The 15,919-nt window shown below is 74.0% G+C and carries 14 protein-coding genes and 2 pseudogenes; 10 read left to right on the top strand and 6 right to left on the bottom strand.

Annotated elements, in window-relative coordinates:
- The first annotated feature begins 65 nt into the window (after positions 1-65).
- A complete protein-coding gene (locus AB0G13_RS04820) occupies positions 66-290 on the top strand; it encodes a hypothetical protein (protein WP_357868948.1) in 225 nt (74 codons plus the stop codon).
- Between the two features lies 1 nt (position 291).
- Here AB0G13_RS04820 and AB0G13_RS04815 read toward each other — a convergent pair whose 3' ends face one another.
- From AB0G13_RS04815 to AB0G13_RS04805, 3 genes and pseudogenes are all read right to left on the bottom strand, one after another.
- A complete protein-coding gene (locus AB0G13_RS04815) occupies positions 292-435 on the bottom strand; it encodes a hypothetical protein (RefSeq protein WP_357868945.1) in 144 nt (47 codons plus the stop codon).
- Between the two features lie 40 nt (positions 436-475).
- Positions 476-799 (bottom strand): STAS domain-containing protein, encoded by a 324-nt coding sequence (locus tag AB0G13_RS04810; RefSeq protein WP_357868943.1) that lies wholly within the window; start codon positions 797-799, stop codon positions 476-478.
- Positions 799-1,212: pseudogene (locus AB0G13_RS04805) on the bottom strand (ATP-binding protein); the annotation flags it as partial. The pseudogene AB0G13_RS04805 and the gene AB0G13_RS04810, both read right to left, overlap by 1 nt.
- Before the next feature lie 230 nt (positions 1,213-1,442).
- On the opposite strand from AB0G13_RS04805, the gene AB0G13_RS04800 reads away from it, so the two are divergent.
- Positions 1,443-2,459 (top strand): CapA family protein, encoded by a 1,017-nt coding sequence (locus AB0G13_RS04800; RefSeq protein ID WP_357868940.1) that lies wholly within the window; start codon positions 1,443-1,445, stop codon positions 2,457-2,459.
- A 140-nt stretch (positions 2,460-2,599) separates the two neighbouring features.
- Here the strand turns inward: AB0G13_RS04800 and otnK are convergent, their stop codons facing one another.
- Positions 2,600-3,943 (bottom strand): 3-oxo-tetronate kinase, encoded by a 1,344-nt coding sequence (otnK, locus tag AB0G13_RS04795; protein ID WP_357868937.1) that lies wholly within the window; start codon positions 3,941-3,943, stop codon positions 2,600-2,602.
- Positions 3,940-4,767: a DeoR/GlpR family DNA-binding transcription regulator gene (locus tag AB0G13_RS04790; RefSeq protein WP_357868934.1), complete on the bottom strand. Its 828-nt coding sequence runs from the start codon at positions 4,765-4,767 to the stop codon at positions 3,940-3,942. Before AB0G13_RS04790 ends, otnK begins: the two co-directional genes overlap by 4 nt.
- An 87-nt stretch (positions 4,768-4,854) precedes the next feature.
- On the opposite strand from AB0G13_RS04790, the gene AB0G13_RS04785 reads away from it, so the two are divergent.
- The 7 genes and pseudogenes from AB0G13_RS04785 to AB0G13_RS04755 form a co-directional block, all read left to right on the top strand.
- A complete protein-coding gene (locus tag AB0G13_RS04785) occupies positions 4,855-6,417 on the top strand; it encodes an FGGY family carbohydrate kinase (protein WP_357868931.1) in 1,563 nt (520 codons plus the stop codon).
- A complete protein-coding gene (locus AB0G13_RS04780) occupies positions 6,414-7,319 on the top strand; it encodes a hypothetical protein (protein ID WP_357868929.1) in 906 nt (301 codons plus the stop codon). Before AB0G13_RS04785 ends, AB0G13_RS04780 begins: the two co-directional genes overlap by 4 nt.
- Entirely contained in the window at positions 7,304-8,002 is a 699-nt protein-coding gene (locus AB0G13_RS04775; RefSeq protein ID WP_357868926.1) for an aspartate/glutamate racemase family protein, read from the top strand. The genes AB0G13_RS04780 and AB0G13_RS04775 overlap by 16 nt, the downstream gene beginning before the upstream one ends.
- Positions 8,003-8,030: 28 nt before the next feature.
- On the top strand, positions 8,031-9,425 hold the full coding sequence (locus AB0G13_RS04770; RefSeq protein WP_357868924.1) for a GH1 family beta-glucosidase: 1,395 nt from the start codon (positions 8,031-8,033) through the stop codon (positions 9,423-9,425).
- A gap of 69 nt (positions 9,426-9,494) precedes the next feature.
- Positions 9,495-11,336 carry a hypothetical protein gene (locus AB0G13_RS04765; protein ID WP_357868921.1) on the top strand — a complete coding sequence of 614 codons (1,842 nt, stop codon included), beginning with the start codon at positions 9,495-9,497 and terminating at the stop codon, positions 11,334-11,336.
- Complete coding sequence (locus tag AB0G13_RS04760; protein ID WP_357868919.1) at positions 11,333-11,650, top strand: FAD-dependent oxidoreductase; 318 nt, start codon at positions 11,333-11,335, stop codon at positions 11,648-11,650. Before AB0G13_RS04765 ends, AB0G13_RS04760 begins: the two co-directional genes overlap by 4 nt.
- Positions 11,626-11,736, top strand: a pseudogene (locus AB0G13_RS04755) (hypothetical protein); the annotation flags it as partial. The gene AB0G13_RS04760 and the pseudogene AB0G13_RS04755, both read left to right, overlap by 25 nt.
- 68 nt (positions 11,737-11,804) lie before the next feature.
- Here the strand turns inward: AB0G13_RS04755 and AB0G13_RS04750 are convergent.
- The gene (locus AB0G13_RS04750; protein ID WP_357868917.1) at positions 11,805-13,907 is read right to left on the bottom strand and encodes a protein O-GlcNAcase; all 2,103 of its coding nucleotides are present in this window, start codon (positions 13,905-13,907) and stop codon (positions 11,805-11,807) included.
- 104 nt (positions 13,908-14,011) lie between these two features.
- Here AB0G13_RS04750 and AB0G13_RS04745 point away from each other — a divergent pair, with 104 nt between their 5' ends.
- The gene (locus AB0G13_RS04745) at positions 14,012-15,910 is read left to right on the top strand and encodes an MBL fold metallo-hydrolase (RefSeq protein ID WP_357868915.1); all 1,899 of its coding nucleotides are present in this window, start codon (positions 14,012-14,014) and stop codon (positions 15,908-15,910) included.
- Positions 15,911-15,919: the final 9 nt, after the last annotated feature.

Genomic DNA, 15,919 nt, shown 5'->3' with positions numbered 1-15,919 from the left:
CGTCGCACTGGGGGCAGCGGCCTCCGACCGGTTCGGCCTTCCGGCCTGCTGACCCTCCGGCCCCGGTGCTCTCCGTCGGGCTGTTCGTGGTGGTCCTCGTCCTGGCGTTCGTCGAGCGCCGGGAGCTGGCTCGTGACCTGGACGACGACCTCGTCACCTCGCCCTTTGCCTCCGCACCGCAAGCACCGGAGGCACGCAGGAGGCGTGGATGGGTTGCCGTTCTCGTGCCCTCCTGCGTGATCCCCGTCGGCTATCTCGTCCTGGCGACCTTCAGCTGGCTCTACGCCTGAATCACCGGTCGAGCAGGTGGGGTTGGCGCCGGCGGTCGAAGTCCGCCAGCTCGTCGGCCCAGGCGCCGACCACGTCGGCGCCCGCGTCGATCATTGTGCGCAGCCGAGGCGACCCGGTCAGCTTGTCGGTCCAGTCCGGCCGCACGGCGCGAAGCCGAGGGCCAGCGGGTACGGGTGAAGGTCCGTCAGGCGCTGGTGGGTGAAAGGGCGTCGAGTACGCCGGTGATGCCCAGGACTCGACGGGCGGTCCTGCTGGGATTCGTGACGACGAGTTGTCTCCCGGCTGCCGTCGCCGTGTTCCGGGCGGTGATCAGTGCGCCGATGACAGTCGAGTCCATGAACTGGACCGCTGACATGTCGACGTCGACCCGCTGCGCCGCGTTGATCGTCTGACTGAGGAGGTCCAGGAGGTGGTCCGCTCCGTTGACGTCGATCTCCCCAGAGATCAGGACGATCCTGCGGTCCGGCTCGACGCGAACCTGGTGCTGCCAGCTTGGCTGAGGGTTCATCACCCGTTGCCCTCCCCAGGGTTGCTGAGACCCTCGTTCTGTCGTGCGGCCGATGCTGCGCTGATGTCGGGGCCGCTCAATGGCTGCAAGCATACGGTGACCGTGGCGGTCACCCCGACGGGTCGGCGGGTGAGGATGAGCCCGCCTGTCAACTGGTGGGCGAGCCACAGTCCGCGGCCACCGGCGACATCGACCGCCGGTAGCCGCACGGGCAAACTGTCAGCCGCCGCACCGTGGTCGGTGATCTCGCAGATCAGGACGTCTTCCTCACGGCGCAGTTCGATGTGCCCGTGGCCGCCGCCATGACGGACGGCGTTGGTGACCAGTTCGTGCACGGCGAGCACGAGATCGAAGCCGGGATCGCCCACCAGCCCTGCCGCGGAAGCCTCCGCCTCGAGGGCGTGCCGGAGCGCGGTGACAGTCTCGCCGGTGAAGTGCTGCGCACTCTAGGTTCTTGGTCTTTTCCCACGCTGCGCGCGGAGCCTCGGCATCATGTACTGATATGCGAACAATGCCAGCTCTGGTAGTGCTCATGACCGCAGCTCTGGTGTGCGGCTGCGACGCGCCGGAGAGGGAGACGGCAAGCGGGCCGCCCAGCTTTTCCCCCGCCACCAGCCCCAGCCCCCGAACCACCCTCACCGTGGTGGCAGCCGGTGATCTGCTCGTACACCCCGCGCTCACCGAGCAGGCGGCCGCCGATGCACGCCGAGCAGGACGTGATGGGCACGACTTCACCCAGGTGCTCGCCGCGGTCCGCGCCCGCGTGAGCGCCGCCGACCTGGCCATCTGTCACATGGAGACGCCCCTGGCCGAGCCCAGCGGTCCGTTCACCGGCTGGCCGAACTTCAGCGTGCCCCCCGCACTCGCCGACGCCGCCGCATGGGCAGGCTTCGACACCTGTTCCACCGCCTCCAACCACTCCCTGGACACCGGGGTCGACGGCATCGCCCGTACTCTCGACAACCTCGACCGGGTGGGCCTGCGGCACACCGGCACGGCCCGCGCCGCGGCGGAGCGCCAACGCCCGAACGTCATGGACGTGGACGGCGTGAAGATCGGACAACTGTCGTACACCTTGAGCTTCAACGACATCCCACTGCCACCGGAACGACCATGGGCGGCCAACCTGATCGACGCGGACGCCATCCTCGCCGAGGCACGGCGGGCCCGCGTTGCCGGCGCGCAGATCGTCATCCTGTCGATGCACTGGGGTACGGAGTACCAGAACGAACCGAACGCCGATCAGGTCGACCTCGCGAGCCGGCTGCTGTCCTCGCCCGACATCGACCTGATCGTCGGCCACCATGCGCACGTGGTGCAGCCCTTCGAAAAGATCGGCGCGAAGTGGGTCGCCTACGGCATGGGCAACCTGACGACCCGGTTCGGTGACGGCTCGGCGGAGAATACCCAGGACGCGGTGGTGCCGGAGTTCACCTTCACCCGCACCCCGTCCGGTCGGTGGGAGGTCACCGGCGTGACCGTGCTGCCAACCTGGATGGAGTACCGACCGAGGGCTCGGGTCGTCGACCTGACCGCCGCCATGAGTGACCCACTGGTGCCCGCCCTTCAACGGACGCGTTACGCCGCGATCGCGCGGCGGATCAACGGATACGTCGACCTGCGGGGTGCCTCCTCCGCCGGGCTACGGATGCCGCACTAGAACTCCCCGTTCTTGAGCGTCGCAGCCGGCGCCGGAGGCACGGCGGCCGCCGGGAAGCGGACGCGATGCCGGCGCGCGGAGGGCCGCCGCCGACGGACCCGTGGACGGCGTTCGCCGCACGCGACGACCGCGACCGGCCATCAGGGACAGTGCCGCCAGGCGGTGTCGAACAGGTCCGGTGCACCGAAGTTGCCCGACTTGAACAACAGGGCGAGCGCGGGGCCGCCCTCGGGGACCATCCACGGCAGGCCGGGGCCGGCCGCCGGTCCCACCCGCAGCGTGCCGAGATCGAGCGCCCGGACCACCGCCCCCGATGTCTCACCGCCGGCCACCAGCAGGCGGCGGACGCCGAGGGTGTCCACCGCGCGGCGGGCGATCTGCGCGGTCGCCGCCTCCAGCAGCGCGGCGGCCCGCCCGGGGCCGAGCCGGGACTCGTAGCGCGCAACCTGTTCCGGATCGGCCGAGGAGGTGACCAGGACGGGCCCGGCGGTGTCCCGGTACGCCCGGGCCACGGCGGCGGCCACGGCGTCCACCGTGGCCGGGAAACTGGTGTCGAGGTCGACCGGGGACAGGGCGACCCGGGGCCCGGAGAAGCCGTCCACCTGTTCCCGGGTACGCGCGGAGCAGCTGCCGGAGAGGATCAACCGCCGGCCCTCCGGCACCACCGGGACGGCCCGCGCGGCGACCGCGCCGCCCGGACCGGCGCCCGCCACCGGGGAACCCGCCACCGGGGAACCCGCCACCGGGGAACCCGCCACCGTGCCGGACACCCGCGCCAGCGCGGCCGCCAGCCCGGCGGCGCCGCCCACCAGTCGCCCGGATTCCGGTGTCGCCAGCAGCGCCGTCGCCAGCGTGTCCAGGTCGCCGTCGGCGAGGGCGTCGACGATCACGTGCCGGGCGCCGTCCCTGCGGGCGGCCTCGACCGCGGCGATCACGGCGGCCGGGCCGGCGGCGACCGTGGCCCAGTCGACGAGCGCGACCCTGCCCTCGGCTTGGCGGGAGAGCACCCGCACGAGGTCGGGGTCGCGCATGGGGGTGAGCGGGTGGTCCCGCAGCGGCGACTCGGACAGCAACTGCCGGCCGACGAAGAGGTGCCCCTGATAGACCGTGCGGCCCACGCGCGGCGTGGCCGGCGTGCCCACGGCGATGGTGTCGGCGCCCCCGACCAGGTCGACCAGGGCGTCCGCCACCGGGCCGATGTTGCCCTCGTCGGTGGAGTCGAACGTCGAGCAGTACTTCTGATAGAGCGTCGTGCAGCCGGCGTCGAGCAACCACCGCGCCGCGGCGAGTGACTCCGCGACGGCCTGGCCGCCCGGCGCGGTCCGAGACTTCAGCGCCACGACCACGCAGTCGCAGGCGGGCGGCGGCGCCGTGGGGTGGCCCACCACCACGACCGCTGACCCGCCCGCCTCGCTCACCGCGTCCGCGAGGTCGCAGGCCCCGGTGAGGTCGTCCGCCACGGCACCGAGCCAGGGCCCGGTCACCGGGTGACCGCCGGGGTCGCGCCCACTGCCGGCCGGGTCGCCGGGCCGGCCGTCCCGGCGTCCAGCGGCGCGACCACCACCTCCCGGCAGGCCCCTCGCAGCAGCCCGAGCTGGTTGGCGTCCGCCCCCGCGTCGACGACGACCGTGTCCACCGCCGCCAGGTCCAGGAACCGCATCGGGGCGTGCGCCGACAGCTTGCCGTGGTCGAGCAGCAGGACCACCCGGCGGGCGATGCGGGCCATCGCCCGCTTGATCTCGGCGTCCGCGGCGTTCGCGGAGTAGACCCCCGTCGACCCGGCCGCCGTCGCGGAGAGCACGGCCACGTCCACCGCCAGGTCCTCCAGGCTGGTACGGGTGATCGGCCCGGTGAAGGAGCGGGTCGCGCGGTGGTAGGCACCGCCGAGGGAGATCAGTTCGAGGTCCTCGCGGCCGGTGCACGCGAGGATCACCGGCACCGAGTGGGTGACGAGGGTGAGGCCACCGGGCAGCAGGGCCGCGAGGGCCGCGACCGTGGTGCCGGCGTCGAGGGCCACCACCACGCCCGCCGGTACGAGCGGTACGGCGGCCCGGGCGACAGCCTCCTTCTCCGCCGTCGCGGCGCCCCGGCGCTGTTCGAATGGTGCGCCGGACGCGGGCACGGGGGCGCTCGCGCCGCCGGCGACCCGGTTCACCAGTCCCTGGGCGGCCAACTGCCGCAGGTCACGGCGGATGGTCATCTCCGAAACGCCCAGCTCGGCCGCGGCATCGGTCGAGGAGACGTAGCCGGCTTCGGCCACCCGGCGCAGGAGTTCGCGACGCCGCTCGGGGGCCTGCGTGTAGCGCACCGGTCCATCCAAGTGCGACTCCCCCACTTTGTCAATCGCCGAACATCGACCTTGACCCGTTCGTTCGGAACCGAACAGAATGGCCCGGTGAATGGCGCCACGCGTCCAGCCGACGCGGCCGAGGCCGACCCGCGGGAGACGCGGCGCGGTCCCTCGGGCGGGGCCTGCCTGAGCGTGGGCATCGACGTGGGGACCACGAACACCAAGGTGGCCCTGGTGGCAATCGATGGCTCCGCCGTCCGGGTACGCGCCGTCGCCACCGCCCCCACTCCCCCGCCCGGCTCGGTGGGGCCCGTGCTGGTCGGCCTGCTCCGCCAGGTGCTGGACGGGTCGCCGACACCGGACGCCGTGGGCATCGCCTCCATGGCCGAGACCGGCGTGCCGCTCGACGCGACCGGAACGCCACTCGGTCCCTGGCTGCGCTGGGACGGCCACCGGGCCGGGACCGAGGCAGACGAGCTGTCCCGCCGGCTCGGCTGGGCGCACCTCGTCCGGGCGACGGGGGTACGGCCCAGCGCCAAGGTTCCGCTGGCCAACTGGGCGTGGCTGCGGGCCAACCGGCCAACCGAATGGCGGGCCATGGCATCCTGGGCGGGCGCGGCGGACCTCGTCTGCCTGCTGCTCACCGGCCACCTGACGACCGACCACACGCTGGCCGGGCGGACCATGGCGTACCGGCTGCCCGACCCCGGCCAGCCGGTGCCGGAGGCCTTCGACACCGACCTGCTGGCCGAGGTGGGCCTGCGACCGGAACAGCTGCCGCCCGTCGTGCCACCGGACACGTTCGCCGCCACCGTCCGGGACCCGGCCTTCACAGGTGCCGGGCTGCGGGCCGGGACACCGGTCGTGGTGGCGGGCCACGACCACGCCGTCGGCGCGTACGCCTGTGGGGTGCGGGAGCCGGGCGACGTCGCGGACTCGCTCGGTACGGCCGAGGCGGTGCTCTCCGTCGTCGCCGGCTGCCCCGACCCGGTGGCGGTGGCCCGGGCGGGGATGAGCACGGTCGTCCCGGTGGCCGGCCGGCATCGGGCGATCCTCGCCGGCTCGTCGAGCGCCGGGGCCACCGTCGCCTGGTGGCTGGCCCACGAGTCGGGCGGCGTGCCGACTGCCGAACTCTCGGCCCAGGTGCTCGGCTGCGGTGACCGGCCCACCGACGTGATCGTCCTGCCGTACCTGTCCGGGCGGCAGGCCCCGGCGCCCGACCCACGGGCCCGGCTGCGGATCCTCGGGCGGCGACCCACGCACACACCGGCCGAGCTGGCCCGCGCGATGTTCGAAGGGCTCTGCCTGCAGACCCGGTGGATGCTGCACGAGCAGGCCCGGCTCGCCGGCGGGCCGCCGGGTCCGGCGGTGACCATGTTCGGCGGGGCCGGCGCGGCCAACCCCGCCTGGGTCCGGGTCAAGGCCCACGTCCTGCCCGGCGAGCTGCGGGTGGTGCCGGCGGCGGAGCCGGTGGCCGCGGGCGCGGCGATCGTCGCCGCCGTCCGGGCGCACCGGACCGGGCCGGCGGCCCCGGCGCTGCCCTGGCGGCCCGGGCCAGCGGTCGCTGGCGCGGGCCGGGACTACGACGAGCCGTTCGCCAGGTTCGTGACGGCCGCCACCCGTTCCGGGGTGGCGGACGACGATTCGCGAGGAGAAGAGGTCAGGTGACGGGATCGGAAAGAGCGACGCCCACGCTGGACGCCATCGCGCGGCCCGCAGGCGGGTTCGCGATGGTGGCGATGGACCAGCGGGAGAGCCTGCGGACGATGTTCGCCGAGGCGGGCGCCGGCCGACCGGACCACGACGGGATGGTCGCCTTCAAGACCGCGGTGGCCCGCGCGCTCGGCCCGCTGGCGTCCGGGTTCCTCATCGACCGGACCACCGGCCTCGACCAGATCCGCCGCGACGGGCTGCTGCCCGCCGGGTGCGGGCTGATCCTCGCCGCCGACGCCCTCGACCAGGAGCCCGGCCAGCCGGTCGAGGACACCGGGCTCGACGAGGTGGTCGCCGCGCCACAGTTCGACCTCACCGGCGTACGGGCGATCAAGCTCTTGCTGCTCTGGCGCCGCGACGCCCGCCGCGAGCAGCGCGTCGAACTCGCCCGGCGGTTCATCGGCCTGGCCGCCGAGCGCGACGTGCTCTCGGTGCTGGAGCCGGTGGTCCGGGCGACCCCCGAGGAACTGTCCGCCGGCCGGTGGGACGAGGACGCGGCGATCATCGAGGCGGCCCGGGAACTCTCCCCGCTGCGTCCCAGCCTCTACAAGGCGCAGGTGCCCCGGCACGGCCGGGGCACGACCGGCGAACTCCGGCGGGCGTGCGAGGACCTCGGCTCCGCCGTCACCGGACCCTGGGTGGTGCTGTCCCAGGGCGTCCACCGGGACGACTTCCTGAACGCGGTACGGGCCGCGTGTCAGGGCGGTGCCAGCGGCTTCCTCGCCGGCCGGGCGCTGTGGAGCGACGTGGTGGGCCGCCCCGACGTGGACCGGGCACTGGCCGAGATCTCCGTGCCCCGCCTCGAACGGCTCGTCGAGGTGGTCGACCGGGAGGCGACGCCGTGGCGGAAGGCATGACCGCCGAGCCGGGCACGGTCGGCCTGCTGCACACCGTTCCCGCGCTGGCCGCGACGTTCGACGACCTGCTGCGCGCCTCGACCGCGAAGCCCCGCCGGATCCACGTCGCCGACGCCTGGCTGCTGGACACCGCACGCCGCGAGGGCGTCACGCCGGCCGTCCGGGACACCGTGCTCGCGCACCTGCGCAACCTGGAGTCGGTCGGGGTCGACGCCGTCCTGGTTACCTGCTCCTCCATCGGCGAGGCGGCGGAGGCGGCGGCCGGGCGGATGCGTGTTCCGGTCGTACGGGTGGACGCGGCGATGGCCGACGAGGCCGTTGCCGTCGCCGCCGGACCCGGGGCGCGGGGACGGATCCGCGTGCTCGCCACCCTCCCGACCACGCTCGGGCCGACCGGACGGCTCGTCGAGCGGGCGGCCCGCAGCGCCGGCCGGCCCGTGGAGGTGACCGCGGAACTGGTGGCGGACGCCGCCGAGGCGCAGGACCGCGGCGACCGGGAGCGCGTGGACAGCCTCGTCGCGGCGGCCGTCGCCCGCGCCGCGGCCGGCGCGGACGTGGTCGTGCTGGCCCAGGCCTCCATGGCCCGCGCCGCAGCGCTGGCCGACGTCCCGGTGCCGGTGCTCAGTTCGCCGCACGGCGGCGTGGCCGCGCTGTTGCGTGTCCTGTCCGACCGGCCGGACTGATCCGGCAGCGTTCCCGAGGAAGTGACCGATGACGACACACCGCTTCCCGCCCGGCTTCCTCTGGGGCGCGGCGACCTCGGCGTACCAGATCGAGGGCAGCCTCGACGCCGACGGGCGGGGGCCCTCGGTGTGGGACACCTTCGCCGCGCGGCCGGGCACCATCGAGGGCGGCGGCGACGGCTCGCGGGCCTGCGACTCGTACCGGCGGTGGGACCGCGACGTGGAGCTGATCGCCCGGCTCGGCCTGGGCGCGTACCGGTTCTCGGTCTCCTGGTCCCGGATCCTGCCGCAGGGCCGCGGCCGGATCGAGCCGCGCGGCCTGGACCACTACGAGCGCTTCGTCGACGCGCTGCTCGCCCGCGACGTGACGCCGGTCCTCACGCTCAACCACTGGGACATGCCGGAGGCACTGATGGCCGACGGCGGCTGGGTGGGCCGCTCCAGTGTGGACGCCTTCGCCGAGTTCGCGGCGGCGGTGGCCGACCGGCTCGGCGACCGGGTGCACTGGTGGATCACCCAGAACGAGCCGTGGATCATCGCGCTGCTGGGCTACCAGCTCGGCCTGCACGCCCCCGGCATCCGGGACCTGCGCTCGTCGGTCGCGGCCGGTCACCACGTCCTGCTCGGACACGGCGCGGGCGCCGACGTGATCCACGCCCGCGCGCCACAGGCGCGGGTCGGCTGCGCGCTGAGCCTGTTCCCGTGCGACCCGGCCAGCGACGACCCGGCCGACCTCGCCGCCGCCCGGGGCTCGGACGGCTACGTGAACCGGTGGTACCTCGACCCCCTGCTCGGCGATGGCTACCCAGTTGACATGTGGGCGCACTACGAACGGGCCCTGGGCGGCGGCCTCGACGACATCATCCGGCCCGGCGACGCCGAGCTGATCGGCGGGCGCAGCGACTTCCTGGGCGTCAACTACTACACCCGCCGCGTCATGGCCGCGGCGCAGGCCGGGCCCGGGCGGCCCTTCCCGTGGCGGGTGGTGGGTCCCTCCGGTGACGTGACCCGCACCGACGAGGGCTGGGAGGTGGCCCCGGACAGCCTGCGTGACCTGCTGATCCGGTTGCACCGCGACCACCCCGGGGTCCCTCTGATGATCACGGAGAACGGGGCGGTGTACGGCGACACCCCCACCCACGACGGGCTGGTGCACGACCAGCGGCGCATCGACTTCCTGCTCGGCCACCTGCGGGCGGTGGGCCAGGCCGTCGACGCGGGCGCGGAGGTGGTGGGCTATCTGCACTGGTCGCTGCTGGACAACTTCGAGTGGGCGCTCGGCTACCGCCCCCGGTTCGGCCTGGTGCACCTGGACTATCCCTCCGGCCGGCTGACCGTGAAGGACTCCGGCAGGGTGTACGCCCGGATCGCCGCCACCGGCCAGCTTCCCGACACCCGCCCCGCCGTGCCGCCGTTCGGCTGACATCGAAGGAGAACTCCCATCAAGCTCACCTCTGGGCCCGGCACCCACACCGTCACGGCTGCCGGCTACGTGTTGCAGGTACGCGGCCCGCAGCGGCTCGCCGTCCTGGCCGACGCGGACGGCCGGATCTGGTCCCGGCTGAGCCTGCTGGCCTCGGTGGACCGGGCCGACCTGGCGGACGAGTCGTACGACTTCGACGAGCCGGTGGTGTCCGCCGGGCAACACGACGGCGAGGACGTCGTCGAGGTGGAACTGGCCTGCCGCAGCACCGCGTGGACGGCCAAGTCGGTCCGGCTCCGCTGCTTCGCCGACCGGATCGAGACGTCGGTCGGCGTCACCGGCTCCGGCACGCTCGGCGACGTCCGGCTGCTGGGCGGCCGGGCGATCCTGCCGAGCGGGGCATGCGGCACCTTCCGCTCCTCGACCGACTTCGCCTCGGTGTTCAACCCCACCCCCACCGAGCCGGTCCAGGTGGTGCGGCCGGCCTCCGCCGGCGCCGCCCTCGGGATCGTCGGCGACGCCTCGGCCGGGCGGCTGCACGGCGTCTTCTCCCCGCCGCCGCTGTTCCTGGCGTTCGGGCGGGAACCCGCCGAGCACGCCACGCACGTCCCCGGCGGTGGCTGGCTCACCGCGGGAGTGCTGGGCCACGTCGCCGACCTGCGCTTCACCGAGCTGAGGTACGTCCCGCTGGACGGCGGCTTCCTGCTGGAACTCGACTACGACGGGCACACCCGCGTCGACGGGTCGTTCGAGAGCCCCACCGTCGTGCTCCGGCCGGCGGCCGACCCGTGGCAGGGGCTGGCGACGTACCGGGCGGACCTGGTGGAGCGCCGATTCGCGCCCGCCGCTCCGGTCATGCCCCGGGCCGGCTGGTGGACCGAGCCGATCTTCTGCGGCTGGGGCGCGCAGTGCGCCGCCGCGCCCATCCCGGGCCAACCGATGTCGTACCCGTACCACCTTTCGGAACTCGGACCGGCGCTGGTGCCGGACGGCCTGCCGATCGCCTTCGACCTGGCCCGTCAGGACCGGTACGACGGCTGGCTCGGCCGGCTCGCGGAACACGGCGTCGTCCCGGGCACGGTGGTGATCGACGACCGCTGGCAGCTGGCGTACGGCACCGCCGAGCCGGACCCGGCCCGCTGGCCCGACCTGCGGTCCTGGATCGACCAGCGACACGCCGCCGGCCAGCGGGTGCTGCTCTGGTGGAAGGCGTGGGACCCGACCGGCCTGCCGGCGGCGGAATGCGTGACCGACCCGGGCGGGCGGCCGGTCGCCGTCGACCCCGGCAGCCCCGAGTACCTCGACCGGCTGGCCGGGATCGTGACCAGGCTGCTCGGCCCGGACGGCCTGGACGCGGACGGCTTCAAGATCGACTTTACCCAGCGCGCCCCGACCGGCCGGGGGCTGCGGCGACCGGGAGCCCCGGCCGACGCCCCGTGGGGCGTCGCGGCGCTGCACCGGATGCTGGAGACGCTGTACCGGGCCGCGAAGGCGGTCAAGCCGGACGCTCTCGTCGTCACCCACACGCCGCATCCCGGCTTCGGTGACGTCTGCGACATGATCCGCCTGAACGACATCCTCGAACGCGATCCGGCCGGCGGGGTCGTCCCGGCCGTCGACCAGCTCGCCTTCCGGCACGCCGTGGTCGCGGCGACGATGCCCGGCCATCTCGTCGACACCGACCAGTGGCCGATCGCGGACCGGGCGGAGTGGCGCGCGTACGTCGAGGCGCAGCGCCGGCTCGGCGTGCCGGCGCTCTACTACGCCGAACGCATCGACCGCTCCGCCGAGGAGCTGACCGGGGACGACCTCGCCCTGGTGGCCCGCACCTGGCAGGACTACCGGGCCGGGCAGGACACGGCCGACGGCGACCCGGCGGCGACCGAACCCCGACCGGTGGAGGTCGGATGACCACGCCGGCCGAGGTGGTCGTGTACGCCGCCACCTCGGCCGGCGTGTGCGCGGCCGTGGCGGCCGCGGACGCGGGCGCCGACGTCCTGCTCCTCGAACCGGGCCGGCACGTCGGGGGGATGACCTCCGGCGGACTCGGCTACACGGACGTCGGTGACGTGCGGGTGCTGGGCGGCCCGGCCGCCCGGTTCCGGCGGGAGGTCGCGGAGCACTACGGCGTGCCGGTGGGCCGCTACGCGGGCCCCGAGCCGCGGGTCGCCGAAACGATCTTCCAGCGCTGGCTCGACCAGTGCCCCGCTACGCCGACTGCCTGAACCTCCTCGTCCCGGTCTGCGTCTCCGCCTCGCACGTGGCGTTCTCGTCGATCCGGATGGAGGTGCAGTACCAGATACTGGGGCACGCCGCCGGGTTGGCCGCCACGCTGGCGCTGCGCGACGGCCGTCCCGTGCAGTCGGTGGCACCCGGCTGCTACAGCGACACCTCCGGGACGCGGGGCAGATCCTCGGCCTGTGACGTCCCGCCCTGCCGCTTCGCGGCCGGGCCCCCCTCGACCGCGGCCGGCTGCTCCCCCGCGGCGGACACGGGACGGCTTCGGGCCGCGCAGGCGTCCAGCGCGGCCACGACCAGCGCCCTCCCCTCGGCGGTCATCAGCCACGGCGCCAGGCCGTCCGCTCCCAGGAACACGCCGACCCGCGGCGCGGGTGCGATGGTCCCGTCCGGCAGTCGGGCACCCCGCGGGTAGCGGAACAGGGCCGGGCGGTTCTCGTCGACGACCAGCGCCACGATCTGCGCGTCCGGCCCGACCTCGGCCACCGTCAGCTTGGCCGGTCCCCGGTAGACCGGGACCACGTCGTCGAGTCCGGCCGCGGCGGGGTCGGCGGGGTCCACGATCCGCACCCGGTCGCGGGCGAGCAGCACCTCGCTGTGCCGGGCGAGCCCGAGCGGGACGAGGCCGTGCCACGCCAGCAGCGGTACGTCGGCGCGGGCGACCGCCTCGATCGCCGGTCCGTCGGCGCCCCGGGTGACCACGACGAGCGACGCCGCCGCGACCTCGTCGGGGCCCGGCGCGTGGTGCCGGCACACCGCGTATCCCCGTTCGCCGAGTAGCGCGGTGACGGCCTCGTCCCCGGCGGTGCGGCGCTCGCCGGTGACCAGCAGTGCCACCGGCCGGCCGTCGGCGCGAGCGGCCTGGCCGGCCGCGTCCCGCTCCGCCTGTCCGGGCCGCCCCGGATCCGCCTGACCGGTGCGGTCCAGTACCTCCCGCACGAACGGCGGAATGGCCGAGCGCAGGACGTCGGCGTAGTGGCTCTCGGCCCGCGCCAGGGCCCGCCGGGTCTCCTCGCCCGCGTCGGTGGTCGCGGTGTCCAGCAGGCGGACGGCCGCCAGTCCCGCCGCGGCCATGTCGGCGCCCGCGACGAGCCACGGGCGCAGGGCCGCCACCAGCGGTTCCGGCTCGGCCGCCGCGCGGCACGCCCGGGCCAACCCGGTGAGGCGCCCGGTAAGCACGTCGGCCGCGCCCGGCCGGCCGGCGAGGGTGTCGCGCACCGCCCGGACCAGCTCGGCGTCCGGTTCCGCGCTCGGCGGCCAGGAGTCGCACACCCGGACCAGCGGCGCCAGGTGCTCCGCTCCGGCTCCCGCCACCGTGGCCAGCGCACGCCGGGCCGACGTCGCCGGGTCGTAACGGTCCGGGTCGCGGGCCCAGTCGGCCACCGACATCAACGGGATCCGGGACGGCACGGCCTGGATCATCGGGTTGGTGAGCACCCCGACCAGCGGCGAGCCGGCCAGCTCGGTGGTACGCCCGGTGAGCGGACCGAGGAAGAGCCGGCTCGGCTCGAAGTCGTTGACCGGGAAGTTGTCCCACAGCACCAGGCGGCGTCGGTAACTGGCCGAGGCCTTGTCGATGTCCGACCGGCTGACCTCGCCCACCACGATGTCGTGCCCGGTCCAGGCCACCGTGACGTCCAGTGGGGCGGTCGCGGCGAACCGCCGGCGGTACGCGGTCTCCTCGACCCCGGCATAGTCCGTGGGGCAGACCAGCAGCGGCTCCCGGATGCCGCGGGGCGTGAGGAACTCCGCCACGAACCGGGTGCACGTCTCGCCGTGCGCGGCGCCGGCCGCCCCGGCGCCGGGCCAACGGTCCACCTCCTCGGGCCGGGTCAGTTCGGCCGGTACGTCGTCGAAGAACAGGGCGAACGAGGTCACTCCGGCGTCGTACAACTGGGCGGCCTTCTCGGCGAGCGCCCGGTAGTCCACCTCCTCGGCGAACCGCATCGAGAGGCCGGGGCTGATCGCGTACGTGAAGCGGATGCCCAGCGCACGGGCGGTCTCCGCCAGCTCGGCGAGCCGGGCGAGGTCGGGCGCCGGGTACCGGTGCCGCCAGCGGGCCCGGTGGTAGGGGTCGTTCTTCGGGGCGTAGACGTACGCGTTCAGGCCGATGCTGGCGGAGAACTCCAGGTGCGCCATGCGCTCGGCGTGCGACCAGGGCGGCCCGTAGAAACCCTCGACGGTGCCGCGGGTGGACAGGGCGGGGGGTTGTTGACCAGCCGGGAACGGGATGAGAGCCGACATTCTGGGAACGTTATCAGCAGGCTCTTCCCTTATGAACCAAGCCTTATCCTGATGCGAAAACTGGTTCTTCCGCGCAGGTACATGGGATCGATACCATTCCGCACATGACCGCGTCGCGCGTATCGGAGGTTGCGCCCGGCATCTTCCGGGTAACGGACACCTGCAACGTCTACGTGGTGCGCTCGCCGGAAGGACCTGAAGAACCGGACGGCGTGACCGGCCAGGGCGGCGCCCCGGCCCCGCGCACCGCCTTCGCCATCGACTTCGGCTCCGGTCTCGCACTCGACCACCTGGCCGAGATGGGGATAGACCGGATCACCGACGTCCTGATGACCCACCACCACCGCGACCAGGGGCAGGGCCTGCCGCTGGCGGTGGCCGCGGGCATTCGGATCCACGTGCCGCCGGTCGAGCGGGACCTGTTCGCCGACGTGGAGGGGATGTGGCAGGCGCGCACCCTGCACAACGACTACAACCTGCGGCAGGACAGGCTCTCGCTGCTGGAGTCCGTACCGGTGCACGACGTGGTGCCCGAGTACCGGCGGCGCACGTACGCCGGGACCACCGTCGAGGTGGTGCCCACGCCCGGCCACACCACCGGATCGGTGACCTATCTCGTCGAGCGCGACGGCCGTCGTCTCGCATTCACCGGCGACCTGATCTACGCCCCGGGCAAGGTCTGGTCGCTGGCCGCCACGCAGTGGTCGTACACCGACAACGAGGGCCCGGCGATGACGGTGCTGAGCTGCTACCACCTCATGGAACGCGACCTCGACCTGCTGCTGCCCTCGCACGGCGAGCCGATGGACGAGCCGCAGGTGGCCCTGGGCCTGCTCGCCACCCGGATGGGCCAGTACGTCGACTCGCGCCGCCCGTACCCGTGGGACCTGCGGGACCGGCTGGACAACCCGTTCACCGCGCTCACCGAACACCTGCTGTTGAACCGGACCAGCAACTCGTGCAGCTACGTCCTGCTGTCCGGGACGGGCGCGGCACTTGTGATCGACTACGGCTACGACATGACCACCGGCCTGCCCGCGGGCACCGACCGGGCGTCGCGCCGCCCGTGGCTGGCCTCCCTGCCGGCGCTGCGGCGCCACCACGGTGTCACGTCGATCGAGGTGGCCCTGCCGACCCACTACCACGACGACCACGTGGCCGGCATGAACCTGTTGCGGGACGTGGCGGGCACCGAGATCTGGGCGCCGGAGAACGTGGCCGGGATCCTCGAGGAGCCCATGGTCCAGGACCTGCCGTGCACCTGGTACGACCCGATCCCCGTGGACCGGCGGCTTCCGCTGGGCGAGAGCTTCACCTGGCACGAGTACGAGATCATGGTCCATGAACTGCCCGGCCACACCCTGTACGCGGCGGCGTACGAGTTCGTGGTGGACGGAGTGACCGTCCTGGTCACCAGCGACCAGCAGGTCGGCGCGGGAGTGCGGGGCGGCCCCCGCGAGGTCCTGAACTACCAGTACCGCAACCGCTTCCGCATCGGCGACTACCGGGCGAGCGCCGAGCTGTACCGCCGGGTCGGCCCGGGGCTGATGGTCTCCGGGCACTGGTCGCCGCGATGGGTCACCGACGACTACCTGGAGCTGCTGACCGAGGCGGGCGACGAACTCGTCCGGATCCACCGGGACCTGCTGCCGCTGGACGAGTGCGAGGTCGTCGCGGACGGCGTACTCGCCCGAATTGCGCCCTACTACTCGCGGGCGCAGACTGGCACGGTCGCCCGCTTCGTCGTCAGCGTGAGCAACCCACGACCCTCCGTCGAGAAAGCCGTGGTATGTCTTGTGCTGCCGGTAGGCTGGGTCGCTGTGCCGGACGTCGCGGCGATCTCGTTGCCCCCGCTCGGGCGGGGGGAGGTCGAGGTCGAGGTGACGATGACAGGGCCGGCGCGGCGGCGGGCCCGGATGGCCGCCGATGTGAGCATCGGTGGTCTCCACCTGGGCCAGCACGCGGAGGCGCTGGTGGACGTGACAGAAGCTGGGTCGACGTGACGGAAGCTG

This window comes from Micromonospora sp. NPDC023633 (genome assembly GCF_040640035.1).
GTDB lineage: Bacteria > Actinomycetota > Actinomycetes > Mycobacteriales > Micromonosporaceae > Micromonospora.
The sequence above is the reverse complement of the archived record's forward strand: the minus strand, read 5'-3'. Positions and strand labels throughout refer to the sequence as shown.